Origin of the sequence: Pantoea sp. R13S299, from assembly GCF_048515925.1 — a bacterium.
Lineage (GTDB): Bacteria > Pseudomonadota > Gammaproteobacteria > Enterobacterales > Enterobacteriaceae > Pantoea.
This window is the reverse complement of sequence record NZ_JBLYEF010000001.1, coordinates 2,263,446-2,288,564: the sequence shown is the minus strand read 5'-3', so window position 1 is coordinate 2,288,564 and position 25,119 is coordinate 2,263,446. Positions and strand designations below refer to the sequence as shown.

Annotated in this window: 21 protein-coding genes and 1 pseudogene; 7 read left to right on the top strand and 15 right to left on the bottom strand. The window is 56.9% G+C overall.

Going from position 1 to position 25,119, the window contains the following annotated elements; translation table 11 throughout:
• Positions 1 to 132 precede the first annotated feature (132 nt).
• From ACN1CO_RS10950 to ACN1CO_RS10915, 8 genes are all read right to left on the bottom strand, one after another.
• Entirely contained in the window at positions 133 to 1,320 is a 1,188-nt protein-coding gene (locus ACN1CO_RS10950; RefSeq protein WP_419138936.1) for an MFS transporter, read from the bottom strand.
• Positions 1,321 to 1,682: 362 nt separating this feature from the next.
• Complete coding sequence (nrdF, locus tag ACN1CO_RS10945; protein ID WP_419139020.1) at positions 1,683 to 2,642, bottom strand: class 1b ribonucleoside-diphosphate reductase subunit beta; 960 nt, start codon at positions 2,640 to 2,642, stop codon at positions 1,683 to 1,685.
• An 8-nt stretch (positions 2,643 to 2,650) separates the two neighbouring features.
• Positions 2,651 to 4,789: a class 1b ribonucleoside-diphosphate reductase subunit alpha gene (gene nrdE / locus ACN1CO_RS10940; protein WP_419138935.1), complete on the bottom strand. Its 2,139-nt coding sequence runs from the start codon at positions 4,787 to 4,789 to the stop codon at positions 2,651 to 2,653.
• Positions 4,759 to 5,172: a class Ib ribonucleoside-diphosphate reductase assembly flavoprotein NrdI gene (gene nrdI, locus ACN1CO_RS10935; protein WP_419138934.1), complete on the bottom strand. Its 414-nt coding sequence runs from the start codon at positions 5,170 to 5,172 to the stop codon at positions 4,759 to 4,761. The genes nrdE and nrdI overlap by 31 nt, the downstream gene beginning before the upstream one ends.
• A 4-nt stretch (positions 5,173 to 5,176) precedes the next feature.
• Positions 5,177 to 5,419 (bottom strand): glutaredoxin-like protein NrdH, encoded by a 243-nt coding sequence (nrdH, locus tag ACN1CO_RS10930; protein WP_419138933.1) that lies wholly within the window; start codon positions 5,417 to 5,419, stop codon positions 5,177 to 5,179.
• A gap of 296 nt (positions 5,420 to 5,715) precedes the next feature.
• Positions 5,716 to 6,033, bottom strand: a complete 318-nt coding sequence (locus ACN1CO_RS10925; protein WP_419138932.1) for a helix-turn-helix domain-containing protein — start codon at positions 6,031 to 6,033, stop codon at positions 5,716 to 5,718.
• On the bottom strand, positions 6,026 to 6,415 hold the full coding sequence (locus tag ACN1CO_RS10920; protein ID WP_419138931.1) for a type II toxin-antitoxin system RelE/ParE family toxin: 390 nt from the start codon (positions 6,413 to 6,415) through the stop codon (positions 6,026 to 6,028). The genes ACN1CO_RS10925 and ACN1CO_RS10920 overlap by 8 nt, the downstream gene beginning before the upstream one ends.
• 251 nt (positions 6,416 to 6,666) lie before the next feature.
• A complete protein-coding gene (locus ACN1CO_RS10915) occupies positions 6,667 to 6,984 on the bottom strand; it encodes a DUF883 family protein (protein WP_136197493.1) in 318 nt (105 codons plus the stop codon).
• Positions 6,985 to 7,137: 153 nt separating this feature from the next.
• Here ACN1CO_RS10915 and ACN1CO_RS10910 point away from each other — a divergent pair, with 153 nt between their 5' ends.
• The 4 genes from ACN1CO_RS10910 to ACN1CO_RS10895 all read left to right on the top strand — a co-directional run bounded on the left by ACN1CO_RS10910 (position 7,138) and on the right by ACN1CO_RS10895 (position 10,448).
• Positions 7,138 to 7,473, top strand: coding sequence for a DUF2002 family protein (locus ACN1CO_RS10910; protein WP_003850360.1), 336 nt, complete (start codon positions 7,138 to 7,140; stop codon positions 7,471 to 7,473).
• Positions 7,474 to 7,608: 135 nt separating this feature from the next.
• Positions 7,609 to 9,018, top strand: coding sequence for an S-methylmethionine permease (mmuP, locus tag ACN1CO_RS10905; RefSeq protein ID WP_419138930.1), 1,410 nt, complete (start codon positions 7,609 to 7,611; stop codon positions 9,016 to 9,018).
• Positions 9,008 to 9,943 carry a homocysteine S-methyltransferase gene (mmuM, locus tag ACN1CO_RS10900; RefSeq protein ID WP_419139019.1) on the top strand — a complete coding sequence of 312 codons (936 nt, stop codon included), beginning with the start codon at positions 9,008 to 9,010 and terminating at the stop codon, positions 9,941 to 9,943. Before mmuP ends, mmuM begins: the two co-directional genes overlap by 11 nt.
• An 85-nt stretch (positions 9,944 to 10,028) precedes the next feature.
• The gene (locus ACN1CO_RS10895; protein WP_003850357.1) at positions 10,029 to 10,448 is read left to right on the top strand and encodes a hypothetical protein; all 420 of its coding nucleotides are present in this window, start codon (positions 10,029 to 10,031) and stop codon (positions 10,446 to 10,448) included.
• On the opposite strand, the gene speG is transcribed toward ACN1CO_RS10895, so the two are convergent.
• The 6 genes from speG to ACN1CO_RS10865 all read right to left on the bottom strand — a co-directional run bounded on the left by speG (position 10,449) and on the right by ACN1CO_RS10865 (position 16,170).
• Positions 10,449 to 10,994 (bottom strand): spermidine N1-acetyltransferase, encoded by a 546-nt coding sequence (speG, locus tag ACN1CO_RS10890; protein WP_419138929.1) that lies wholly within the window; start codon positions 10,992 to 10,994, stop codon positions 10,449 to 10,451.
• A 211-nt stretch (positions 10,995 to 11,205) separates the two neighbouring features.
• Complete coding sequence (locus ACN1CO_RS10885) at positions 11,206 to 11,883, bottom strand: ABC transporter ATP-binding protein (RefSeq protein WP_419138928.1); 678 nt, start codon at positions 11,881 to 11,883, stop codon at positions 11,206 to 11,208.
• Positions 11,876 to 12,706, bottom strand: a complete 831-nt coding sequence (locus ACN1CO_RS10880; protein WP_419138927.1) for an ABC transporter ATP-binding protein — start codon at positions 12,704 to 12,706, stop codon at positions 11,876 to 11,878. Before ACN1CO_RS10880 ends, ACN1CO_RS10885 begins: the two co-directional genes overlap by 8 nt.
• Positions 12,696 to 13,553, bottom strand: a complete 858-nt coding sequence (locus tag ACN1CO_RS10875; RefSeq protein WP_010257750.1) for an ABC transporter permease — start codon at positions 13,551 to 13,553, stop codon at positions 12,696 to 12,698. The genes ACN1CO_RS10880 and ACN1CO_RS10875 overlap by 11 nt, the downstream gene beginning before the upstream one ends.
• Complete coding sequence (locus ACN1CO_RS10870) at positions 13,550 to 14,602, bottom strand: ABC transporter permease (RefSeq protein ID WP_283547253.1); 1,053 nt, start codon at positions 14,600 to 14,602, stop codon at positions 13,550 to 13,552. Before ACN1CO_RS10870 ends, ACN1CO_RS10875 begins: the two co-directional genes overlap by 4 nt.
• Positions 14,602 to 16,170, bottom strand: a complete 1,569-nt coding sequence (locus ACN1CO_RS10865; RefSeq protein WP_419138926.1) for an ABC transporter substrate-binding protein — start codon at positions 16,168 to 16,170, stop codon at positions 14,602 to 14,604. Before ACN1CO_RS10865 ends, ACN1CO_RS10870 begins: the two co-directional genes overlap by 1 nt.
• Before the next feature lie 658 nt (positions 16,171 to 16,828).
• Here ACN1CO_RS10865 and mgtA point away from each other — a divergent pair.
• Together mgtA and mgtU are read left to right on the top strand one after the other, a co-directional pair.
• The gene (gene mgtA / locus ACN1CO_RS10860) at positions 16,829 to 19,531 is read left to right on the top strand and encodes a magnesium-translocating P-type ATPase (RefSeq protein ID WP_419138925.1); all 2,703 of its coding nucleotides are present in this window, start codon (positions 16,829 to 16,831) and stop codon (positions 19,529 to 19,531) included.
• Positions 19,532 to 19,541: 10 nt separating this feature from the next.
• Complete coding sequence (gene mgtU, locus ACN1CO_RS10855; RefSeq protein WP_369690077.1) at positions 19,542 to 19,628, top strand: magnesium transporter protection protein MgtU; 87 nt, start codon at positions 19,542 to 19,544, stop codon at positions 19,626 to 19,628.
• A gap of 58 nt (positions 19,629 to 19,686) precedes the next feature.
• On the opposite strand, the gene ACN1CO_RS10850 is transcribed toward mgtU, so the two are convergent.
• Positions 19,687 to 20,541 (bottom strand): PA4780 family RIO1-like protein kinase, encoded by an 855-nt coding sequence (locus tag ACN1CO_RS10850; protein ID WP_283547256.1) that lies wholly within the window; start codon positions 20,539 to 20,541, stop codon positions 19,687 to 19,689.
• A 529-nt stretch (positions 20,542 to 21,070) separates the two neighbouring features.
• Between ACN1CO_RS10850 and ACN1CO_RS10845 the strand changes: the two are divergent.
• Positions 21,071 to 24,847 (top strand): annotated as a pseudogene (locus ACN1CO_RS10845) (beta strand repeat-containing protein).
• Positions 24,848 to 25,119: the final 272 nt, after the last annotated feature.

Sequence of the window (25,119 nt, the reverse complement as noted above, 5' to 3'; positions counted from 1 at the left end):
AGCCGGGACGTTTTCAAAAGGGGGCAGATTTAATAATATCGCGAGGAAAAATAACTGAAGTGAATAGCTTTGTTACTAACCATAACAAACCTAACCATTTGTGACCAGAGCAATGCACTGTCGGGCCAGGGTTCAGTTGATTTTTTCCGGCTCAAAGCGCGATCCGCCTGCCCAGATCAGCAGATTAACCAGCGTCAACAGCGCGCCAGCACCACAGACGCCATACCAGCCCCACAGGTGGTAAGCGGTGGCGGAGAGTAACGAGCCAGCCGCACCCCCTATAAAGTAGCTGGTCATGTAACCGGCATTCAGACGGTTACGCGCCTCCGGCATCTGCGCATAGATCACGCTTTGATTAGTGATGTGGACAGCCTGAACCGCCAGATCCAGCAGCAGAATGCCGATAATCAGCGGCACCAGCTGCTCAGCACCCCACGCAATGGCGGCCCACGACAGCAGCATGAGCAGCAGGCCCAGTCGGGTCGTCAGCTTCGCTTTGCCTTTGTCTGCCAGCGAGCCCGCCTGACGAGCGGCCAGCGCACCTGCGGCACCGACCAGCCCCAGCAAGCCAATCTCGCCTTCTGAGAAGTGATAGGGCGCGCCGGACAGCAGAAACGCCATTGAGGTCCACAGGAGGCTGAAATTGGCAAAGGAAAGACAGCCGGTCCAGGCGCGGGTACGAATCACCCTGTTGCCTGCATACAGGCGAAAAATAGAGGCCAGCAGTTGCAGATAGCTCATGGGCACGGACTGTTTCACGCGTGGCAGCGATCGCCACAGCGCCAGCGCCATAACCACCATCAGCAGACTGGCGGTCCAGTAGACGGTGCGCCAGCCGCCAAGCTGCGCCAGGCCACCTGCCACGGTGCGTGCCAGCAAAATCCCCAGCAGCAAGCCGCTCATGACCGTCCCGACGATTTTACCGCGCCGCTCTGGCTCGGCCAGCGTGGCGGCCAGCGGCACCAGGATTTGTGCGGCGACAGAAAACAGGCCCGTCATGACCGTACCCAGCAATAAAAAGAGGAACGAGTGCGAGAGGGCGATAATCACCATGCCCGCCGCAGCCAGCAGGATCATTGTCACAATCAGGCTGCGTCGTTCAAACCGATCGCCCAGCGGCACCAGCAACAGCAGACCGCAGGCGTAGCCGAGTTGCGCCGTGGTGACAATAAACCCGGCGAGGCTAACAGAGAGATCAAACTGTTGGGCGATGGTATTAAGCAGTGGCTGAACGTAATAGTTACTGGCTACGCAGAGGCCGGTTGCTACCGACATCAGGACCACTAAAGCAGGCGTCAGACCCTGGCGAGTCGCATTCATAAACAGCATCGGTCGCTAATAATCATTTGAGGTTAATAATAACTCAAAAAACTATTTCACACGCATGTTTATTAACAGGCCATACCAGTCATAACAAGAGGTTTAAACCACGGTAGAGGAGGTGTGCCCTAAGAAGGTTGTGGCAACTAACGGCTCAGGGCTTAACGTCTCACAGACAACTCAGAAGTTTAAAGCGATGGGAGCATACGCCTGTAGCAAAGCATCGCGGGCCAGGGATGGCCTGCGCTGAGCCCGCCAGGGATGGCGTCTTTTGCGTCTTTGCGGAAGGCGTATGCTCCCTGAGCCAGCATCTTTATCATCTGTCGCAGGCCATCCTGACAATCAGAATGACCTGCCCACTATCAGAAATTCCAGTCTTCGTCTTCAGTTTCGACCGCTTTGCCCATCACATAGGAGGAGCCTGAACCGGAGAAGAAGTCGTGGTTCTCGTCGGCGTTGGGCGACAGCGCCGACAGAATCGCCGGATTCACCGCCGTCAGCTCTGCCGGGAACAGCGCCTCGTAGCCCAGATTCATCAGCGCTTTGTTGGCGTTGTAGTGCAGGAAAGTTTTCACCTCTTCCACCCAGCCGACATCGGCATAGAGCGCCTCGGTGTAAGCCACTTCATTCTCGTACAGCGCCAGCAGCAGATCATAGGCAAACTGCTGCAGCTCTTCACGCCGCAGATCGTCAGCCGAGGCCAGCGCCTGCTGATATTTGTAGCCGATGTAGTAACCGTGCACTGCCTCATCGCGAATAATCAGGCGAATCAGGTCTGCGGTGTTGGTCAGCTTGCCCCGGCTCGACCAGTACATCGGCAGCCAGAAGCCGGAATAGAACAGGAACGACTCCAGAAAGACGCTGGCGATCTTCTTCTTCAGCGGATCATCGGCGCGGTAATGTTCCAGGATAATGCGCGCTTTATTCTGCAGCGGCGCATTCTCTTCGCTCCACTGATAGGCGGCATCCACATCCTGGGTGTTACACAGGGTTGAGAAGATCGAACTGTAAGAGCGGGCATGCACCGCTTCCATAAAGCTGATATTCGACAGCACCGCCTCTTCGTGCGGGGTAATGGCATCGTTCATCAGTCCCGGCGCGCCGATCACGTTCTGGATGGTGTCGAGCAGCGTCAGGCCGGTGAAAACCCGGATGGTCAGTTGCTGCTGCTGTTTATCCAGCGTCTGCCAGCCAGGAAGATCGTTGGAGAGCGGCACCTTCTCCGGCAGCCAGAAGTTGCTGGTAAGACGGTTCCACACCTCAAGATCTTTGTCATCCTGAATGCGGTTCCAGTTAATGGCCTGAATCTGTTTGAGTTTCATCATTTTCATCACAGGGAGCATGAGACGCAACCCTGAACCTCCGTGCCCTGAAGCGCCATCTGACGCAGGCGAATGTAATAGAGTGTTTTGATGCCTTTTTTCCACGCGTAAATCTGCGCTTTATTGATGTCACGGGTCGTGACGTCATCGCGGAAGAACAGCGTCAGCGACAGGCCCTGATCGACGTGCTGAGTCGCTTCTGCGTAGGTATCAATAATCGCTTCCGGCCCAATCTGATACGCATCCTGATAGAGATGGAGATTTTCATTGGTCATAAACGGCGCGGGATAGTAGACACGACCGGTTTTGCCCTCTTTGCGGATCTCGATAGGAGAGACAATCGGATGGATGCTGGAGGTGGCATGATTGATGTAAGAGATCGAACCGGTCGGCGGGATTGCCTGCAGGTTCTGATTAAACAGCCCGTGCTGCATCACCGCTTCACGCAGCGCCTGCCAGTCTGCCTGGGTTGGCAGAGTCAGTCCCGCGTCAGCAAACAGCGTCGCGACACGTTCAGTGCGCGGCAGCCATTCCCGCTGCAGATACTTATCGAAGTAGACGCCGCTTGCATACTGCGAATCCGCGAAGCCGTCGAAGGTCTGCTGATGCTCCTGCGCCAGCTGATTTGAGGTGCGCAGCGCATAGTAGGTAATGCAATAGAAATAGAGATTGGTGAAATCCAGCGCTTCCGGGGAACCGTAAGCGATGCCTTCACGCGCCAGATAGCCATGCAGGTTCATCTGACCCAGGCCAATCGCGTGCGAGCGGCGATTGCCTTCGGCGACGGAAGGCACCGAGCCGATTTCGCTCATCATCGACACCGAGGTCAGCGCGCGGATCGCGACATCCACGGTACGTGCCAGATCGCGCGAATCCATGGCGTGCGCAATGTTCAGTGAGCCGAGATTACAGGAGATATCTTTGCCGACCCGGCGATAGCTCAGGTCGTCATTGTATTCGCTGGCGCTGTTCACCTGCAGGATCTCAGAGCAGAGGTTGCTCATATTGATGCGACCGGCAATCGGGTTACTGCGGTTCACGCTGTCCTCATACATGATGTAGGGATAGCCCGACTCAAACTGAATCTCGGCCAGCGTCTGGAAGAAGTCGCGTGGCTGAATATAGGTTTTACGGATGCGATCGTCCGCCAGCATCTCGTCATACTTCTCGCTGATGCTGATATCACCAAACGCCTGGCCGTAGATCCGCTCAACGTCATAGGGCGAGAACAGCGCCATCGGCCTGTTCTCTTTCGCCAGCTGGAAGGTGATATCAGGAATCACGACACCCAGCGACAAGGTTTTGATGCGGATCTTCTCGTCGGCGTTTTCGCGCTTGGTATCCAGAAAGCGGAAAATATCGGGATGGTGCGCATTGAGCCACACCGCGCCAGCACCCTGACGTGCGCCAAGCTGATTCGCATAAGAGAACGCATCTTCCAGCATTTTCATAACGGGGATCACGCCCGACGACTGATTTTCAATACGCTTGATCGGCGCACCAGACTCTCGCAGGTTCGACAGCAAAAAGGCGACGCCGCCGCCGCGCTTAGAGAGTTGCAGTGCCGAGTTCACGGCGCGACCAATCGACTCCATATTGTCTTCAATGCGCAGCAGGAAGCAGGAGACCAGCTCACCGCGCTGCTGTTTGCCGCAGTTCAGAAAAGTCGGCGTGGCGGGCTGGAAACGGCCGCTGAGGATCTCTTCCAGTAGCGCCCGCGCCAGCGTTTCATCGCCCTGAGCCAGCGTCAGTGCCACCATGCAGGCGCGTTGTTCGAAGGTTTCCAGATAGCGTTTGCCGTCAAAGGTCTTCAGGGTGTAGCTGGTGTAGTACTTCCAGGCCCCCAGAAAAGTTTTGAACTCAAATCCCCGCTTCTCCGCCACCTCATGCAGCTCAAGCAGGAAGTCAAAGTCGTACTGATTCAGCATGTCTGCTTCGTAATAGCTCTCCGCCACCAGATAGCGTAAACGCTCGGCGCTGCTGGAGAAGGGAACGGTATTAGGCTGCACATGCTGCAGATAAAACTGACGTGTCGCTTCGCGATCCTTCTCGAACTGGATGCGACCGTCAGCATCGTAGAGGTTCAGCATGGCATTGAGGGCGTGATAATCGAGCGTCACGCCGTTGAGGGTATCTGTTGTTGCCAAAATTGGGTTACTCCCACTTTAACTTTCGCAATATCGTCAGGCGTTCCCATCAGCTCGAAGCGGTAGAGACAGGGAACCTGACATTTTTTTGCAATGATGCTGCCCGCCAGGCAGTAACCGGCACCGAAGTTACGGTTGCCCGCCGCGATCACGCCGCGAATACCGCGCCGGTTCGCCTCATCATTAAGAAACTGAATCACCTGACCGGGCACGGCACCGCGACTGCTGCCACCGCCATAGCTGGGCACCACCAGAATATAGGGCTGGTCGATATGCAGTTGCTCACGGGCATCAAGCGGGATGCGCCGGGCGGGCAGGCCGAGGCGCGTCACAAACCGGTGGGTGTTTTCCGACTGGCTGGAAAAATAGACCAGCGGGAACATGCGCTTAGCCCGCGACGGCAGAGAGGGAGCGCAGAGTGGCGATCTTGTCCGGACGGAAACCGCTCCAGTGATCGTTATCTGCCATCACCACCGGCACCTGGCGGTAACCCAGTGATTTCAGGTTGTCGATCGCTTCCGGCTGACTGTCGAGATTGATCAGCTGATAGGCGAGACCCTGACGGTCCATCGCATTTTTAGTCGCTGTGCACTGGACACAGTTATCTTTAGTGTAAATAATAATGCGCATGATTCGTATTTCCCTCTGTATGCGGTTCTGATGCCCGAAAACAAAGCAGACGCGGCAGGTTGCGGGCTTCATTGTGACGAACATCGGGTGTCGTGCTGATGAGGTAAATACTAGATGTAGTGGTTTTGGTGGTCAAGCCCACCAGATATAGGGTTTTATGATTTGTATTTGCGCAACAGTGGCAAAGCCAGCAGGGATGCGCCCTGCAGCCTGGAAAATTATTTTGTAAAGGTCTCGGGCCGGAAAAAGAGCAAAAAAGGACTTATCAGTCTGGCTGATTCTTACTTCACATCTCTCTAAGTCATAAAGACCTGGGGACCTTTGGCATCAATGATATTAATGATGCGCATCGCAGCATTGTTGGGCTTACTCTCACCCCGTTCCCACTTCGAAACACTCTCCACTGACATACCCGTAGTTATAGCCAGGGCAGCCTGCGACATATGATGGCGTACACGAACCTCTCTGATCTCACTGCCAGTCATTGTCCTGATCGCAGGGATATTACGGGCGGCAACAGCAGCATTAATGGCTGTAAGAGTTTCATCTTTAACCACGCCCAGTTCGTTATAACGCTTAGCCATACCCTGTATGCGCTTGAGTCTTTCAGTCATCACAAACTACCTCTATCAAGTCATTTTTGATCAGAAGGACATCTATCAGCTCCTGACTCATACTTATGAAATCGTACGCGATTTTACAGTAAGCATCGATTTCATCATCCTCAAGTTCCTTTCCTTTTTTCTTTGAAAGATCACTTTTAAGGTACATATCAAAGAAAAAAATATTGTCACCATCGTTAAAAAAAACGATTGTACGCGCACCATTACGGGCACTAACTCCAGGCAAGCCCATCCTTTTTTTATAGGTAAACTTTCCCAGTGGATCACCTGGCAGACCGCGGAAAATGTCTCCGGCGGTTTTACACAACATCCCGTTTGTAATCCGCGCTTTTCTACGATCACCATCAAAATCAGGCGTTAAATAAATTCCCATAGCATAAAGTCCGTTTTCATACCTGTAATCGTTACTATAGTCCTGGTTACGGGTCGTTGCAATTCATCGACTTCAGTCTGGCGCATCGTTCAGACCTGGTGGGCGATATGCTTACATCAGTGCATCAGTGCATCAGTGCATCAGTGCATCATGCTTCGGGCTTCAGGGGGAGGATGTACGGGGATCGCGCTTAATTACGCGCAAAAAAAAGCCCCGCACGGGGCAGGGCTCGGGGGATTTCTGTTCGGGGCTTAGCGGCGAGAAGCCAGCAGCACACCCACGACGATACCGAATGCAGCACCGATACCTACACCGTGCCATGGCTTATCATGAACATAGGTGTCAACCTGCGCGGTAGCATCACGCGCAACCTGTGAAACACGGTTGCTGCCGCCATTCAGGCGTGAGCGGGTCTGTTTCAGCAGCTTTTCAGCCTGACTGCGGGCAGAATCCACTTCGTCTTTGGCGTCACTGCCGTAAGATTTCAACAGCGCTTCCAGCGAATCGGCCAGTTCGTTAACATCCTGATTGATATCAATGTCATCGTTTTTTACAGTGCGATTAAACATTTTTTAGCTCCCTTTGATTTAAAAACGTAATACTAGTGTAGACGACCTTTTGATAAACGAGACGCGGGAGTGTTGTTTAGGGAAAATTCCGAATGCCCACTCTGTCATGCTGATGTAAGGTTGCGAAGCTTTTGAAAGAGGAGAGGATCGAGCATGTATTTACGACCGGATGAGGTAGCGCGCGTACTGGAAAAAGCGGGTTTCGAAGTCGATGAAATTACCCCACGGGCCTATGGCTATCGCCGTGGAGAGAACTACGTTTATGTGAATCGCGAAGCGCGCATGGGGCGCATGGCTTTAGTGATTCACCCGACACTGAAAGAGAAGAGCCAGCCGTTCGCTGAACCGGCTTCAGAAATGAAGACCTGCGATCACTACACCCAATTCCCTCTCTACCTGGCGGGTGATTCACAGGAACATTACGGCATCCCGCACGGATTCAGTTCCCGCATGGCGCTGGAACGTTATATTCAAAGCGTTTTCGGCTAACGCATCAGGCCCCGCCGCGACGGGGCACTGAACCGCCAGACCTTCCTCCCTGATTCCCTGCCGTTGCAATTACCGGCTGTGACGCGTATAAAATTGTCCCCTATAGATGTTTAGACGTCCATACGGATATAAGTGATGAGCGAACAGCCAACTCCCTCGCAGGAACAATTTAAACGCACCATGAAAGTGCGCCATCTGGTGATGTTATCGCTGGGCGGCGTGATCGGCACCGGCCTGTTTTTTAACACCGGCTATATCATTTCAACCACCGGGGCGGCGGGTACGCTGCTGGCCTATCTGATCGGCGCGCTGGTGGTCTGGCTGGTGATGGTCTGTCTGGGCGAACTCTCCGTGGCGATGCCCGAAACCGGCGCATTCCACGTTTACGCTGCACGCTATCTCAGCCCCGCAACCGGCTACACCGTGGCCTGGCTCTACTGGCTGACCTGGACAGTGGCGCTCGGCTCCAGCCTGACGGCGGCGGGCTTCTGCATGCAGTACTGGTTCCCGCAGATCCCGGTGTGGATCTGGTGCCTGGTCTTCTGCTGCGCCATCTATCTGCTGAACGTCATCTCAACCCGCTTCTTCGCCGAAGGGGAGTTCTGGTTCTCGCTGATTAAAGTCGTAACGATCGTCGCCTTTATCGTGCTGGGCGGCGCGGCGATGTTTGGCTTTATCCCGATGAAAGATGGCACGCCCGCGCCAGGCCTGAGCAATCTCACCGCGCACGGCTGGCTGCCGAATGGCGTACTGCCGATTCTGATGACCATGGTAGCGGTGAACTTCGCCTTTTCCGGCACCGAGCTGATTGGGATTGCGGCCGGAGAAACCCAGCAGCCGGAGAAAGTGCTGCCGCTGGCGATTCGCACTACCGTGGCCCGTCTGATCATCTTCTTCATCGGCACCGTGTTTGTGCTGGCGGCGCTGATTCCGATGGATCAGGCCGGCATCGTGAAAAGCCCGTTTGTGCTGGTATTCGAAAAGATCGGTATCCCGTATGCGGCTGACATTATCAACTTTGTGATCCTGACCGCTATCCTGTCAGCGGCCAACTCCGGGCTGTATGCCTCCGGGCGTATGCTCTGGTCGCTGGCCAATGAGAATACGCTGCCGCGCGCCTTTGCCCGGGTGAACAAGCGCGGCATACCGCTGCTGGCGATCACCGTCAGCATGGTGGGCGGCTTGCTGGCGCTGGTCTCCAGCGTGGTCGCGCCAGACACGGTATTTGTGGCGCTGTCGGCTATCTCCGGTTTTGCGGTAGTCGCGGTCTGGCTCAGCATCTGCGCCTCGCATTTCGTATTCCGTCGCCGTCATCTTCAGCAGGGCAAATCGCTGGCCGAGCTGGGCTACCGTGCGCCGTTCTATCCGCTGACGCCGATTCTGGGCTTCCTGCTCTGCCTGCTGGCCTGCGTCGGTCTGGCATTTGATCCGACCCAGCGCATCGCGCTGTGGTGTGGCATCCCGTTTGTCCTGTTCTGCTACGCCGCTTACTATCTGACCCACAAATCATCCCCGAAGCCTGAGGAGGCCAATGATGTCGCATAACCCTGTCGCGCAGGCTTTAACAGAGTCGCCTTTGCTGATACTGGATGGCGCGCTGGCCACCGAACTCGAAGCCCGCGGCTGTCATCTGGCCGATGCGTTATGGTCAGCAAAGGTGCTAATGGAAAATCCTGAGCTGATCTATCAGGTTCACTACGACTATTTTGTCGCCGGAGCGCGCTGTGCCATTACCGCCAGCTATCAGGCGACGCCGCAGGGCTTTGCCACGCGCGGTCTCGATGAGGCGCAGTCACTGGCGTTGATCGCCCAGAGCGTCGAGCTGGCGCGACGTGCCCGTGAGGACTATCTGGCGGTGCGCCCGGATGCGAAAACGCTGCTGGTGGCGGGATCGGTGGGTCCGTACGGCGCTTTCCTGGCGGATGGTTCGGAATATCGCGGGGACTATGCGTTGCCGGAAGCGGAGATGATGGCGTTTCACCGCCCGCGCGTGCAGGCCTTGCTGGCGGCCGGTGCCGATCTGCTGGCCTGCGAAACGCTGCCGTCGTTTGCCGAAGCGCAGGCGCTGGTGAAGCTGCTGGCTGAATTCCCGGAAGGCCGCGCGTGGTTTACCTTTACCCTGCGTGACGCCAGACATATCAGTGACGGCACGCCGCTGTCAGAGGTGGTGGACTGGCTGAATCAGCAGCCGCAGGTGATAGCTCTTGGGATTAACTGCGTGGCACTGGAGAGCGTGACGCCTGCGCTGCAGCAATTGCAGAGGCTGACCGACAAGCCGCTGGTGGTCTATCCCAATTCCGGCGAGCAGTATGATGCCAGCAGCAAAACCTGGCACTCCGCGCCATCGGGCTGCACGCTGCATGACAAGCTGGACGAGTGGCAGCAGGCGGGCGCGAAGCTGATTGGCGGCTGCTGTCGCACCTCACCCAACGACATCGCGGCTATCGCCCGCGCTTGTCAACCGCAATAAGCTGACTGAATCGGGCGATGATAGCCCGATTGAGTCTGAGAGGGCGGTCTACACTCTGATCACTGATCACTCTGTGGACCCCTTCATGAAACAGCGAATTCTGGCTCTGGCCGCCGCGCTGCTGCTTAGCGGCTGCGCCACCATTGTCGGCACTGAAACCCAAATGGTGCGCATCGACTCTCTGCCGCAGGGCGCGCGCTTTACCGTGCAGGATGAGCGTGGCTATGCGGTTGCGCAGGGTTTCACGCCGCAGACCGTTGAGCTGGCAAAATCTACCGGCCGCTACTTTGGCAAAAAGCACTACCTGCTGATGCTGGAAAGTCCGGGCTACGTGCCGGTTACGGTGCCGATTGAGGCACGCGCTAACCTCTGGTATCTGCTGGGCAACATTCCGCTGGGTGGATTCCCCGGCTGGCTGCTGGTCGATCCCTTCTATGGAGGCATGTACGACCTCAAGCCGGAACATCCGCGTCCCTTCATGAACCCGGTTGGCGCGCGCGGCTGATTACTGCGCGGTCGGCTTCACCATTCCGCCTGGCGTTTTATGGCGTTCCAGATACTGATGCTGGAAAATGCACATGCGGATGGTGTTGCGGTACTCCCCGTTGATGAAAAACTCATGTTTAAGCACGCCTTCGATCTCGAAGCCGAGCTTGGTGTAGATGTGGATCGCTTTTTCGTTCTCCTGATCGACTATCAGGTAGAGCTTGTAGAGGTTCAGCACCGAGAAGCCGTAATCCATCGCTAGTTTTGCTGCCTGAGTGGCCAGCCCTTTGCCCTGATGGGCCGGATCGATAATGATCTGAAACTCGGCGCGGCGGTGCACATGGTTAATCTCAACCAGTTCGACTAATCCTGCTTTCTGTCCCTCATGCTCCACCACAAAGCGTCGTTCGGTCTGATCGTGAATGTGCTTGTTGTAGAGATCGTACAGCTCCACAAACGCCTCATACGGCTCCTCGAACCAGTAGCGCATCACGCTGGCATTGTTATCCAGCTGATGGACAAAGTGCAGATCTTCCCGCTCCAGCGGACGCAGTTTTACCGTCATCGTCTTTTCCTCTCATGAAATAATGGCCGCGAGTATACCGCATCAGCCTGGCGCTGCGTTTTGCGCAGGCGCATACCTTTGCTGGCTTCAGCGAACAGCGCGCCGCTCTGGCAGGGGAGATGAGAGGTTAATGGCGGGCATAGAGGCGTGTTAAGACAGGCGGGAGAAAGCAGCAGCGCCGGACGGCAGGTTAGCGCCGTCCGGCCTGGGTTCAGGCAGAGATCTGCTCGATGATGCGGCCCTGCGCCATACGCACGGCGCGATCGCACATATGATCGATAACATCGGGATCGTGGCTGACCAGCACCATAGTCAGGCCATCCTGCTGTTTCAGATCGTTGAGCAGATTGAGGATCTCCGCCTGCACCGACATATCCAGCGCCGACGTCGGCTCATCCAGCAGCAGGATCTTCGGTTGCAACAGCAGGGCGCGCACGATGGCGACGCGCTGACGCTGACCGCCGGAGAGCTGATGCGGATAACGATCTGCCAGCGCAGGATCGAGTCCGACGTGACGGAAACCCTGATCGATGCGATCGTTGATGTTATCGCGTTTCAGCAGCTTCAGCGGCTCCGACAGGGTGCGACGCAGCCGGTGACGCGGATGCAGCGAGGCGTACGGGTCCTGGAACACCATCTGCACTTCCTGACGCAGCGCGCCGGTGAAAGCTTTGCCCGGCTGAACCTCGTGACCGGCAAGCTTCATCTGGCCCTGCCAGTGGGGGTTCAGACCGGCCAGCACCCACAGCAGCGACGACTTGCCGCAGCCCGATGGCCCCACCAGACCAAAACATTCGCCAGCGTTAACTTCCAGATTAACCTCGTGCACCACGGTGCGCAGGTCATAACCCTGTTTGTGGGCGACGCTGAGATTGTGTAACTCAATCATTATTCGCCTCCAGCGCAGCGCGATCCAGCACCGGCAATGTCTGTCCGTGCGTCGCTTTACCCGGACGGCAGGCCCACAGCGTGCGGGTATAAGGATGGGTTGCGTGCGGCAGATCGGCAGCAGGCAGCGTATCCAGCAACCGGCCTTTGTACATCACCATGACTCGCTCGCAATGTTCTGAAACCTGCTGCAAATCATGGCTGATCAGCAGCAGGCCCATATTGCGCGCTTCCACCAGACCGCGAATCAGCGCCAGCACCTGATCGCGCATGGCATGATCCAGCGCGGAGGTCGGTTCATCGGCGATCAGGAAGTCAGGATCGGTAATCAGGGCAATCGCCAGCATCACGCGCTGGCCCATACCGCCAGAGAGCTGATGCGGATACTGCTGCATCAGACGACGCGGGTCGGGCAGGCCGACTGCATCCAGCATTTCACACACTTTCTCTTTACGCTCGGCACGGTTCAGACGGCGATGCAGAATCAGCGGCTCTTCCACCTGCCAGCCAATGGTGCGCGTCGGGTTAAGGGCATATTTCGGGTCCTGCATCACCATCGCCACGCGGTTACCGCGCAGCTGGTTCCAGTGACGCTCACTCAGCGTCAGTGCATTTTCACCGGCGACCTGAAGCTGGCTGGCCTGCAGATGCAGCGCGGGCGAGAGTAAGCCCATCAGGCTGCGGGCAGTCAGTGACTTGCCGGAACCGGACTCACCGACCAGCGCCACACGCTCGCGGCCCACGGAAAAGCTGATGTTATCGACCAGCAGCGCTTCATCGCTGCGAATGGTCAGCGCTTCGGCATGGAGCAGATTATTTTGCATGACGGGTATCCAGTCGATCGCGCAGGCCATCGCCTGTCAGGTTAAAGGCCAGGCTGGCAAACAGAATAGCCGCGCCCGGAGCGGCAGCGACCCACCACTGATCGAAGATCACTTTACTGCCTTCGGCGACCATCGAACCCCATTCTGCCGTCGGCGGCTGAACGCCCATGCCGAGGAAGCCGAGTCCGGCCGCGGCCAGGATGATTCCGCCCAGACTCAGCGCGGCGCGGACTACCGCAGTCGGCATGCAGAGCGGCAGGATATGACCGAACATCAGGCGAAAGCCCGTAATTCCCTGCATCCGCGCAGCGGCAAGGTAGTCGCTGCGGCGCAGCGCCAGCGTTTCAGCGCGAGCCTGACGGGCAAATGGCGGCCAGCTGGTCAGCGCCAGTGCCAGCGCGCCGTTCATCAGGCCAGGGCCGAGAATCGCCACCAGCGCGAGCGCGATGACCAGGTTCGGCAGCGACAGGAAGATATCGGTAATGCGCATCAGCAGGCGTTCAGTCCAGCCGCCAACGTAACCGGCGGTGATGCCGATCAGCAGTCCGGCCGGAATGGTCAGCACCAGGATCAGCGATACCAGCAGCAATGTCGGACGTGCGCCGTAAATCACCCGCGACAGCAGATCGCGGCCAAAGCCATCGGTGCCAAACCAGTGCTGCGCTGACGGTGCCAGCAGGCGGCTCGACATGGTCTGCACATTCGGGTCGAACGGCGCAATCAGCGGTGCCAGCAGCGCCATCAGGATAAGAATCGCGACCAGCGTCAGCCCAACGGTTAACGAGGTCACGCGTTGACGGCGACGGCGTGGCCGCAGCGTTTCGAGTTCAGAGAGTTGTTGCGTCATCGGGTTCTCGGATCGGTTAACCAGGTTAAAACATCCGCCAGGGTGTTAATCAGGATAAAGCAGCTGCCGATCAACAGGGTTGAGCCCAGAATCGCCGGCACATCGCCGGAGAACAGCGCATTGGTCATGTAGCGACCCACACCCGGCCAGGCGAAGACGGTTTCGGTCAGTACCGAGCCTTCCAGCAGCGTGGCATAAGAGAGGGCGATGACCGTGACCAGCGTGCCCAGCACATTGGGGAAGATATGGCGCAGCAGGATGCGTACCCGACCCGCACCTTTGGCACGCGCCAGCACCACATACTCTTTGCTGCTCTCTTCCAGCAGGGCAGCACGCAGCAGGCGGGTAATGCCTGCCATCGCCAGCAGGCCGAGGATCACTACCGGCAGCCAGAGGTGCGCAATCGCGTTGCGGAACATCTCCGGTTCACCCGACAGCCAGCTGTCGATCAGCACGAAGCCGGTCTTCGGCTCCAGGGTATAGACCCAGATATCATCCAGCCGTCCCGGTCCGGCGGACCAGTGCAGCACCGCATAAAACAGCAGCAGGCCCAGCAGGCCGAGCCAGAACACCGGCACCGAGTAGCCAAGCAGCGAGATAAAGCGGGCGAGATTATCGATCCAGCTGCCCGGTTTCCAGGCCGCCAGCAGCGCCAGCGAGACACCAAACACCACTGCGAAGATCATCGCGCAGGTCGCCAGCTCAATGGTGGCAGGGAAGGTGGTCATCAGGTCGCCGCTCACCGACTGATTGGTCAGACGGGAGACACCCAGATCACCGTGCGCCAGATGTTCGACGTAGCGCCAGAACTGCATCAGCACCGGCTCGTCCAGACCCAGGTCATGACGCACCTGCGCATAGGTCGCTTCACTGGCGTGATCGCCAGCGATCTGCTGCACCGGATCAATCGGCGAGAGATGCGACAGCATAAAGGTGAAGGCGAGCAGGCCGAGCAGCGTGACCAGCAGTGATAACACGCTACCGATCAGCCGTCCGCCACGCTGCCAAAAAAGCCGGGCGAACCCGGCTGAAGGGACAGACTGTGCCATTACTTAGTGACCTGCGAGTAATACACCATGTCAGGGTTGATGCCCTGCACATAGCCTTTCAGGTTGTCGCGCAGGGCGATCAGGTTCTTCGCCTGCATCCCAATCACATAAGGTGAGTTCTTCATGACTTCACGCTGCATTGCTTCATATAGCGCCACGCGCTTCTTCGGATCGCTTTCCGCCGTCGCCGCAATCACCTGCTTGTTCAGCTCAGGAATGTGCCAGTCTGAGCGGAAGGCGATGGTTTTGCTGCCATCTTCCGGGTTGTATGCAAACGAGGCGGCGTTGGTGTTCGGATCAAAATAGTCGGAGCCCCAGGCGTTCAGCGTCGCTTCATATTTATGCGCTTTCACGTTGGTCGAGACTTCTGAGCTTAAGCCCGGCACCACTTCCACTTTCACGCCCGCTTTGGCGAAGCTGCCCTGCAGCGCCTGCGCGATATCCAGATAAGGCGGCTGGTTGCTGGTGGAGAGCTTGAAGGTCACGTTGCTCAGGCCCGCTTTCTTCAGAATCGCTTTGGCTTTTTCCGGATCGTAGCTGTATGGCGTGTCATTAATCGCGCCGAGGAAGCCCTTCGGCAGGAAGCTCTGATGCACGTCGAACTGGCCTTTCAGCAGCTCGTTGGCGATGCCTTTGTAATCCCACAGGTAGCGTGCCGCTTCCCAGAAGGCCGGATTCTTCATCGTCTCGTTCGCGCCGATGTTGAACTGGATATAGTAGAGGGACGCCATTGGAATCGCTTCCGTCTTCACGCCTTTCTTGCCGTTCAGCGCAGCAATCTGATCGGCACCCAGGTTACGGGCGATATCGGCATCACCCTGTTCCAGCAGCAGACGACGCGCAGCCGGTTCCGGTACGTTTTTGATCAGGATGTTCTTCATTTTTGGCGCACCCGCTGGGGAAGTCGGGTTGGCGCTGAGCAGCACTACCTGATGCATCACCACTTTACGGATCTGGTACGGACCGCTGCCCGCTGAGTGGGTTGCCAGCCAGGCGTTACCGAAATCGCCGTTCTTCGCGTTCGCCATGGCGGTTTTTTCATCGACGATCGAAGAAACCGGGGCAGAGAGCAGGCTCAGCACGTAAGTCGGGCTGACGTTGGCGGTCCAGCTGATCTGGACATGATTGTCGTCGACCTTCTTCAGGAAGCCGTCGACGTTATCTTTGGTCCAGCCAAGCTGAGTCAGGATGAAAGAGGGATCGAGGTTCAGCTTCACCACGCGGCCCAGCGAGAAGATCACATCTTCCGGGCGCAGCGGGTTGCCGGTGGAGAATTTCGCATCTTTGCGCAGTTCAAAGGTCAGGCTGCGGTTGTCGCTGCCGGGCTGCCATGAGGTCGCCAGTGTGGGCTTCAGATCCACCGGATTCTGCGGGTCAGACTGCACCAGACGCTGATAGATGTTAGTGAAAGCCTGAACGCTGGTCAGTTCAAACCCTTTAGCCGGGTCGAAACTGTCGGCGTCGTCAGTAGATTGTGCAATCACCAGCGTATCTTTCGGTGTTGCGGCCTGTGCTGTGAAGGCGGCAGCCAGCGTCAGCGCCAGCAGTGATGGAATTATAGTTTTCATGAAATTTCCTTGCCTCTAAAAAGTTACGCGAGTTTACGAAAGGGCCGATGCGAAGAATAGTCGAATATAGGCTAACCATATGCCAAAAGGTTATAAGGGTAAGCGAGAGGTTATAAGAAGATCGCCATGCTGTTAACGAAGCGGCAATCTGAGCAGAAACAAATCCTCAACGAAACCGTTATTCAGAGCATTATTGCTTTACCGAAGCGAGCCTCTCTTTATAATGGTGGCAGATAATTTCAGGAGAATTCAGTTGGACAGTGATACTCGATTAACTTTAATTCTGGCAAGCTGAATTTCCTATGCTGCTTGCCAACCGGCGAGCAGCGATCTCCGCTTTAATTAACGATCGCGCTCCTTGTTTTCAATCCTGTCACCCACAGGAGTGCGCGTTATGCTGCTGTTTATATTCGCTCTTTTTCCTCCACCCCGACTGGCGTAGCCCAGGCTACGCCCGATCGCCGATCTCAGACTTTCAAAACGCTGCGTTTAACTCACGTCGGCTATCCCTGTGCGCGTCATTATTTTCTGCGCAGGCGGAATAACGTGATTATTCCTGAAGGTCACCCAATTAAATAACCCGGCCACGCCAGGTTTTATCCATGCACCTTATTTTGCGTGCAGGACGACTATTGCTTTAAATCAGGGAGATGTCGAAATGAGCGACATGAAACTGGAACAGGTTGCGAACACGTCCAGCGGCAACCGCGTTGATAAAAAAAGTAAAAAAATGTTTGCCGTGGCGCAGCAGGCAGACCAGCACATTGAGATGACGCTGAACAACCTGCGCAGCCATCGTCAGGGACTGACTCAGGCTGAAGCCGCGAAACGACTCGCTTTGTATGGCCGCAATGAAGTGGCCCATGAGAAAGCACCACCAGCGCTGATTCAGCTGCTGATGGCGTTTAACAACCCGTTTATCTATGTATTACTGGTCCTGGCGCTGGTGAGTTTTGTGACGGATTACTGGCTGCCGCTGCGCGCCGGTCAGGAGACCGATCTCTCCGGTGTCATTATCATCTGCACCATGGTGATGCTGAGCGGGCTGCTGCGCTTCTGGCAGGAGTTTCGCACTAACCGTGCGGCGCAGGCGCTGAAGTCACTGGTTCGCAGCCAGGTAACCGTACTGCGGCGTGAGGCGGACAACGAAAGCGCGCAGCGTCAGGATGTGGATATGAGTGAGCTGGTGCCGGGCGATATCATTCTGCTCAGCACCGGCGATCAGGTGCCGGCCGATGTGCGCCTGCTGAGTTCACGTAACCTGTTTATCAGTGAAGCGGTGCTGACCGGCGAGTCGCTGCCGGTGGAGAAACACAGCAGCGATGCGGGTATCGATGCCGAAGGTCAGACCGCTAAAGAGCTGCTGGCATCACCGAATATTTGCCTGATGGGCACCAGCGTCGCCAGCGGAACAGCCAGCGCAGTGGTAGTAGCGACCGGTGGCGAAACCTGGTTTGGCTCGCTGGCCTCATCGCTGACCGGCAGCCGTCCGCAGACCGCGTTTGACCGTGGGGTGAACAGCGTCAGTAAGCTGCTGATCCGCTTTATGCTGGTGATGGTGCCGGTGGTGCTGCTGATTAACGGCTTCACTAAAGGCGACTGGATGGATGCCACGCTGTTTGCTCTGGCTGTCGCGGTCGGGCTGACCCCGGAAATGCTGCCGATGATCGTCAGCGCCAACCTGGCGAAAGGCGCGATTGCGATGTCACGTCGCAAAGTCATCGTTAAAAAGCTCAACGCCATTCAGAACCTCGGCGCGATGGATGTGCTCTGCACCGATAAAACCGGCACGCTGACTCAGGACACCATCCTGCTGGCGCATCATCTGGATGCGCAGGGCAACGAAGATGCGGGTGTGCTGTTACTGGCCTGGCTTAACAGCGGCAGCCAGAGTGGCGCGAAAAACCTGATGGACCGCGCCGTGCTCAGCGTGGGCGACAGAATCATTTCACCGTCTCAGCGCAGCCAGTTTCAGCTGGTCGATGAGCTGCCGTTCGATTTTAACCGCCGCCGGGTGTCGGTGCTGGTGGAAGATCTGGCTCAGCATCGTTCACAGCTGATCTGCAAAGGCTCCGTGGAAGAGATGCTGGCGGTAAGCGCTGCCGTGCGGAAGGGCGATGCGGTGGTCGCACTGGATGCGGCGCAGCGTGTGGCGCTGCTGGCGCAGACCGAACACTTTAATCAGCAGGGTTATCGGGTGCTGCTGGTGGCGACCCGTGATGGCGAACTGCGCGCGCCGCTCAGCGACAGCGACGAACGCGATCTGGTTATCCAGGGCATGCTGACCTTCCGCGATCCACCGAAAGCCAGCGCAGGTAAGGCGATTAAAGCCCTGCGCGACAGCGGCGTAACGGTGAAAGTGCTGACCGGCGACAATCCGCTGGTAACGCTGCGGGTCTGTGCCGATGTCGGGCTGACCGATCCGGCGATGCTGACCAGCGATCAGATTGAGGCGATGAACGATGATGAACTGGCGCAGGAAGCAGAGCGCTGCACCCTGTTTGCCCAGCTAACGCCGCTGCAGAAATCACGGCTGGTGCGCCTGATGCAGCAGAACGGTCACACTGTCGGGTTCCTTGGGGATGGTATTAATGACGCGCCAGCACTGCGGGCGGCCGACACCGGGATTTCCGTGGATAGCGCGGCAGATGTGGCGAAAGCCTCATCCGACATCATCCTGCTGGAGAAAGATCTGCAGGTGCTGAATGAAGGGGTCCTCAAAGGACGTGAGACCTTTGGCAACATCATCAAGTATCTCAACATGACCGCCAGCTCGAACTTCGGCAATGTTTTCTCGCTGCTGGTGGCCAGTGCCTTTATTCCGTTTCTGCCGATGCTGTCGATTCATCTGCTGATTCAGAACCTGATGTATGACATCTCCCAGCTGGCGCTGCCGTGGGACAAGGTGGACCGTGAGTTTCTGAATAAGCCGCGCAAATGGGATGCCGGCAACATCAAACGCTTCATGCTGTGGATGGGTCCGACGTCGTCAATTTTTGATGTCACGACGTTCGCGCTGATGTGGTTCGTTTTCGGCGCTAACCATGCGGGCGTGCAGTCGCTGTTCCAGTCCGGCTGGTTTATCGAAGGACTGCTGTCTCAGACACTGGTGGTGCATATGCTGCGTACCCGGAAGATTCCGTTTATCCAGAGCCGCGCCACCTTACCGGTAATGCTGACCACGCTGGCGGTGATGGCGCTGGGTATCCTGATTCCGTTCTCACCGCTGGGTGCAATGGTCGGTCTGGTGCCACTGCCATGGCAATACTTCCCGTGGCTGGTGCTGACGCTGTTCAGCTACTGCCTGGTGGCGCAGGGCATGAAACGTTTCTACATCCGTCGTTTTGGTCAGTGGTTCTGAGGAGGCGAAGATGAAAAAAAGCAGGCTCGATAAAGTATTTGTCGGCGTGATGATCATCGGCATCACTCTGATTGCGCTGACGGTCATCGTGCGGTGAGGGCGTTGTGATAGTGCGGTAGTTTAGAGGCAGCGAGGCGACTCGCTGCCTTTTTTATTTACTCTTCGTCGCGCTCGCGGCTGGCGCGCTGACGCTCGTAATATTCATCTTCTGCGGTGATGATCTCATCCATCAGAGAATCCATATCCACCACGCGCTCCTCTTCCACGAACTCGCCGGTAAGCGGCGTTTCCGGAGTCAGCTTGCCATCTTCATACAGCAGCCAGATCTCTTTGGCATAGCGAGTCTTCAGCAACTGCGGAGCGAACTGGCCATAGTAGGATGTGATGTTGTCTACGTCACGTTCGAACATCGACTCGGCATGGTTATTGGCCGCCGCATCAACCGCCTGTGGCAGGTCGATAATCACCGGTCCCTGTTCATCCAGCAGCACGTTGAACTCGGACAGGTCGCCATGCACGATACCAGCACAGAGCATGCGCACGATATTGCGGATCATGGTGTGGAAATCGGTGACCGCCTGCTCTTCGGAGAGCGTGACATCGCTGAGGCGCGGCGCAACCGAGCCATTGGCGTCGGTCACCAGCTCCATCAGCAACACACCGTCGATGCAGAGATAAGGCTGGGGCACCCGCACACCAGCGTTCGCCAGGCGGAACAGGGCATCCACTTCGGCGGTCTGCCAGGACTCTTCCTGCTGCTTACGGCCAAACTTCGTGCCTTTCTGCATAGCGCGCGCGTTACGGCTGTTACGGGTTTTACGTCCTTCCTGATACTGCACCGCCTGCTTGAAGCTACGCTGGGTCGCTTCTTTATAGACTTTGGCGCACTGCACCTTGCCGCCGCATAGCACGGTATAGACGTCTGCTTCTTTGCCGCTTTTCAGCCGCTGCAGGACATCGTCAATCAGGCCGTCATCGACCAGGGGCTGGATTCTGTTTGGGATTTTCATGCGGCTTTATACCTTATTTCACCCGCTTTTCGTATCACTTTGCGATGATGGAAAACATTGGCAATGACTGAACAAAGTATCCGATTCTACCCTGGAAAGTCGCTTTGTGGGGATGAACCTTGATGACCTGCGCTTTTGACCTTTGTTTTATCATAAACAAGGGATTAGGGGGGAGGTGTGGCTGTTGGCTTTTTTTTCACCAGCGAGTGTTCATCTCTATCCTGACAGCGTGTTATCAATGCCAGAAACAGGTGCAATAATCTGCCACAGGGGATGGCTGTTTGCTCAGGGTGTGACTTCATCCTGGAGGTTGCGTCGGGCAACATCCGATGGCGTAAAGTTATGCATCATTACGTCTGCTTCTGCATACCTGTTATATCGCTTTAAAAGCTTTCATATTCAGTAAAATTGCTGGTCAGTAAATAAAAAAACGAGACTTTTATCTTTATTTAAATAGCGCTTATTGATCTCTCTTTTTTCTTACCGTTATAAAAAAACGGTTTTTAACTGATGAAAAAAGGGTGTAAAAATGAATGAAGATAAAGTACTGATTTTACGTACCTGTGCAAATAATATGGCTGACCATGGTGGTGTGATATGGCCAGTTACAGGCTTTGTTGAATGTAAATACTGGAAGCCCGTAAAAGGGTTTGAGAATGGCCTTACAGGACTTCTCTGGGGAAAGGGATCCGATGCTCCTCTCAGTTTACATGCCGATGCCATATGGATAGTCGCCGAAGTTTCAGTCAGTAAATACATAGCCTTAGATGAAAATGGATGGATAAAGTTCCCTGAGGCCAGCGTCCTTTTTGCCGGGGCCAAAAACAATGCCATGCAATATATATCGGAACATTATGCGGATTTTAATATCCATTCCGCAGCAGAAAAAGATGTTCCTGTGCCTGAAGTAAATTATGAGAGAAATGGAAGCGGGATTAATTTACCGGCTGGAAACACTATTGATGCGACAAAGATATATGGGCAAATAAAGACAGTGCAGTCTGTTGAAACCGGTGGATATGGCAGCACACTTACCGGCGAAAATAATAGCAAGTTGATTGCAGGATATGGCAGCACTGAAACTGCAGGAGATGAAAGTACGCTTATCGCTGGCTATGGCAGCACGGGTACGTCCGGCGCGGACAGCTCGATTATCGCAGGCTATGGCAGCACCCAGACCGCCGGGGAGGACAGCTCACTCATCAGCGGTTACGGCAGCACGCAGACGGCACGAGGAGGCAGCGATCTGACCACGGGCTACGGCAGCACGGGTACGGCGGGCGCGGACAGCTCGATTGTCGCCGGTTATGGCAGCACCCAGACCGCCGGGGAGGACAGCTCACTCACCAGCGGTTATGGCAGTACTCAGACTGCACGCGGAGGCAGCGATCTGACGACCGGTTACGGCAGCACCGGCACGGCGGGCGCGGACAGCTCGATTGTCGCCGGGTACGGCAGCACCCAGACCGCCGGGGAGGACAGCTCGCTCACCAGCGGCTACGGCAGTACCCAGACCGCGCGCGGGGGCAGCGATCTGACGACCGGCTACGGCAGCACCGGCACCGCGGGTGCGGACAGCTCGATTATCGCTGGCTATGGCAGCACCCAGACCGCCGGGGAGGACAGCTCACTCATCAGCGGTTACGGCAGCACGCAGACGGCACGCGGAGGCAGCGATCTGACCACGGGCTACGGCAGCACGGGTACGGCGGGCGCGGACAGCTCGATTGTCGCCGGTTATGGCAGCACCCAGACCGCCGGGGAGGACAGCTCACTCACCAGCGGCTAGGGCAGCACGCAGACTGCGCGCGGGGGCAGCGATCTGACGACCGGCTACGGCAGCACGGGTACGGCGGGCGCGGACAGCTCGATTGTCGCCGGTTATGGCAGCACCCAGACCGCCGGGGAGGACAGCTCACTCACCAGCGGTTACGGCAGCACGCAGACTGCGCGCGGGGGCAGCGATCTGACGACCGGCTACGGCAGCACCGGCACCGCGGGCGCGGATAGCTCGATTGTCGCCGGGTACGGCAGTACCCAGACGGCCGGGGAGGACAGCTCGCTCACCAGCGGCTACGGCAGCACGCAGACTGCGCGCGGGGGCAGCGATCTGACGACCGGCTACGGCAGCACGGGTACGGCGGGTGCGGACAGCTCGATTATCGCCGGGTACGGCAGCACCCAGACAGCCGGGGAGGACAGTTCGCTCACCAGCGGTTACGGCAGTACCCAGACTGCACGCGGAGGCAGCGATCTGACGACCGGCTACGGCAGCACGGGTACGGCGGGCGCGGACAGTACACTCATCGCTGGTTATGGCAGTACCCAGACCGCCGGGGAGGACAGCTCGCTTACCAGCGGTTACGGCAGTACGCAGACCGCGCGCGGGGGCAGCGATCTGACCACCGGGTACGGCAGCACCGGCACGGCGGGTGCGGACAGTACGCTCATCGCTGGCTATGGCAGTACTCAGACCGCCGGGGAGGACAGCTCGCTTACCAGCGGTTACGGCAGTACGCAGACCGCGCGCGGAGGCAGCGACCTCACCACCGGCTATGGCAGCACCGGCACGGCGGGTGCGGACAGTACGCTCATCGCTGGCTATGGCAGTACTCAGACCGCCGGGGAGGACAGTTCGCTCACCAGCGGCTACGGCAGCACCCAGACCGCACGCGGAGGCAGCGATCTCACCACCGGCTACGGCAGCACCGGCACGGCGGGCGCAGACAGCACGCTCATCGCTGGCTATGGCAGCACCCAGACTGCCGGAGAGAACAGTTCGCTCACCAGCGGCTACGGCAGTACCCAGACCGCGCGCGGGGGCAGCGATCTGACGACCGGGTACGGCAGCACCTCTACGGCAGGCTACGACAGCTCGCTGATCGCCGGATATGGAAGCACCCAGACAGCAGGATATAAAAGTACACTTACGGCGGGTTATGGCAGTACTCAGACGGCGCAGGAGCGCAGCGATCTCACCACCGGTTACGGCAGCACCTCAACGGCAGGCTACGACAGCTCGCTGATCGCTGGCTATGGAAGCACCCAGACAGCGGGCTACGGGAGTATTCTGACGGCGGGCTATGGCAGTACGCAGACGGCGCAGGAGCGCAGCGATCTCACTACCGGCTACGGCAGTACTTCAACGGCAGGCTACGAAAGCTCACTGATTGCCGGATATGGAAGCACCCAGACAGCGGGCTATCAAAGTACGCTTACGGCGGGTTACGGCAGCACGCAGACGGCGCAGGAGCGCAGCGATCTGACCACCGGTTACGGCAGTACCTCAACAGCAGGCTATGACAGTTCGCTGATCGCCGGATATGGCAGTGCCCAGACAGCCGGATACAAAAGTGTCCTGGTGGCTGGCTATGGAAGTTCTCAGACATCCCGTGAGCAGAGTTCGCTCACAGCCGGATACGGCAGCACTTCCATGGCGGGCTTCGAAAGCTCACTGATCGCCGGATACGGCAGCACCCAGACGGCGGGCTATAAAAGTACGCTTACCGCGGGCTACGGCAGTACCCAGACGGCAGAGCACAGCAGCACGCTTACTGCAGGTTATGGCAGCACCTCAACCGCGGGCGCAGACAGCTCACTCATCGCAGGCTATGGCAGCAGCCTGACCAGCGGTATCCGCAGTTTTCTCACCGCGGGTTATGGCAGTACCTTGATAAGCGGACTGAGAAGTGTTCTGACCGCGGGATACGGGAGCAGCCTGATTTCCGGGATGTACAGCAGCCTCACTGCAGGATACGGCAGCAACCAGACTGCCAGTCACCGGAGCTCGCTGATTGCAGGCCCTGACAGTACGCAAATAACAGGCAACAGAAGTATGCTGATTGCCGGTAAAGGCAGCTCACAGACGGCGGGGTATCGCAGTACCTTAATCTCAGGAATGTGCAGCGTACAGATGGCCGGAGAGCGCAGCAAACTCATCGCTGGCGCTGACAGTAATCAGACCGCGGGTGACAGAAGCAAGCTTCTGGCGGGAAATAACAGCTTTCTCACCGCAGGTGACCGAAGCAAACTCACCGCAGGCAACAACTGCATACTTATGGCGGGCGACGGCAGCAAACTTACAGCAGGTACCAACAGCTCCCTGACGGCAGGATGCAACAGTAAACTTATCGGGAGCAACGGCTCAACACTGACTGCAGGTGAAAACTCCACGCTGGTTTTCCGATGCTGGGACGGGAAGCGCTATAAAAACGTCGTTGCGAAGACAGGTAAAGGGGGGATAGAAGCTGATACGCCTTACCAGACAGACGAAGAGAATAATATTATTTATAAACCGGAGGATTGAGTATTCCGGTAAGAAATTTATGACGGAAATAATTTTTAAAAGGGATGAAAGTCAGCCATATATTTAAAAATTAAATTTTATCAATACCTCTTATTACGCCGTATACCTGCTGCTTCTGGGGCAGCGACAGTACACGTTTAATTTACCTTTCGGATTTTCTGAAAGCATCCAGGCCGGTTTTATAGCAGCGTCGTCTGGCCTGTTCAATCAGGCGGGGGATTTCGTGTCAGGGGGATGAGTCAGAATCACATGACGAGCGAGCTGGCCAAAAC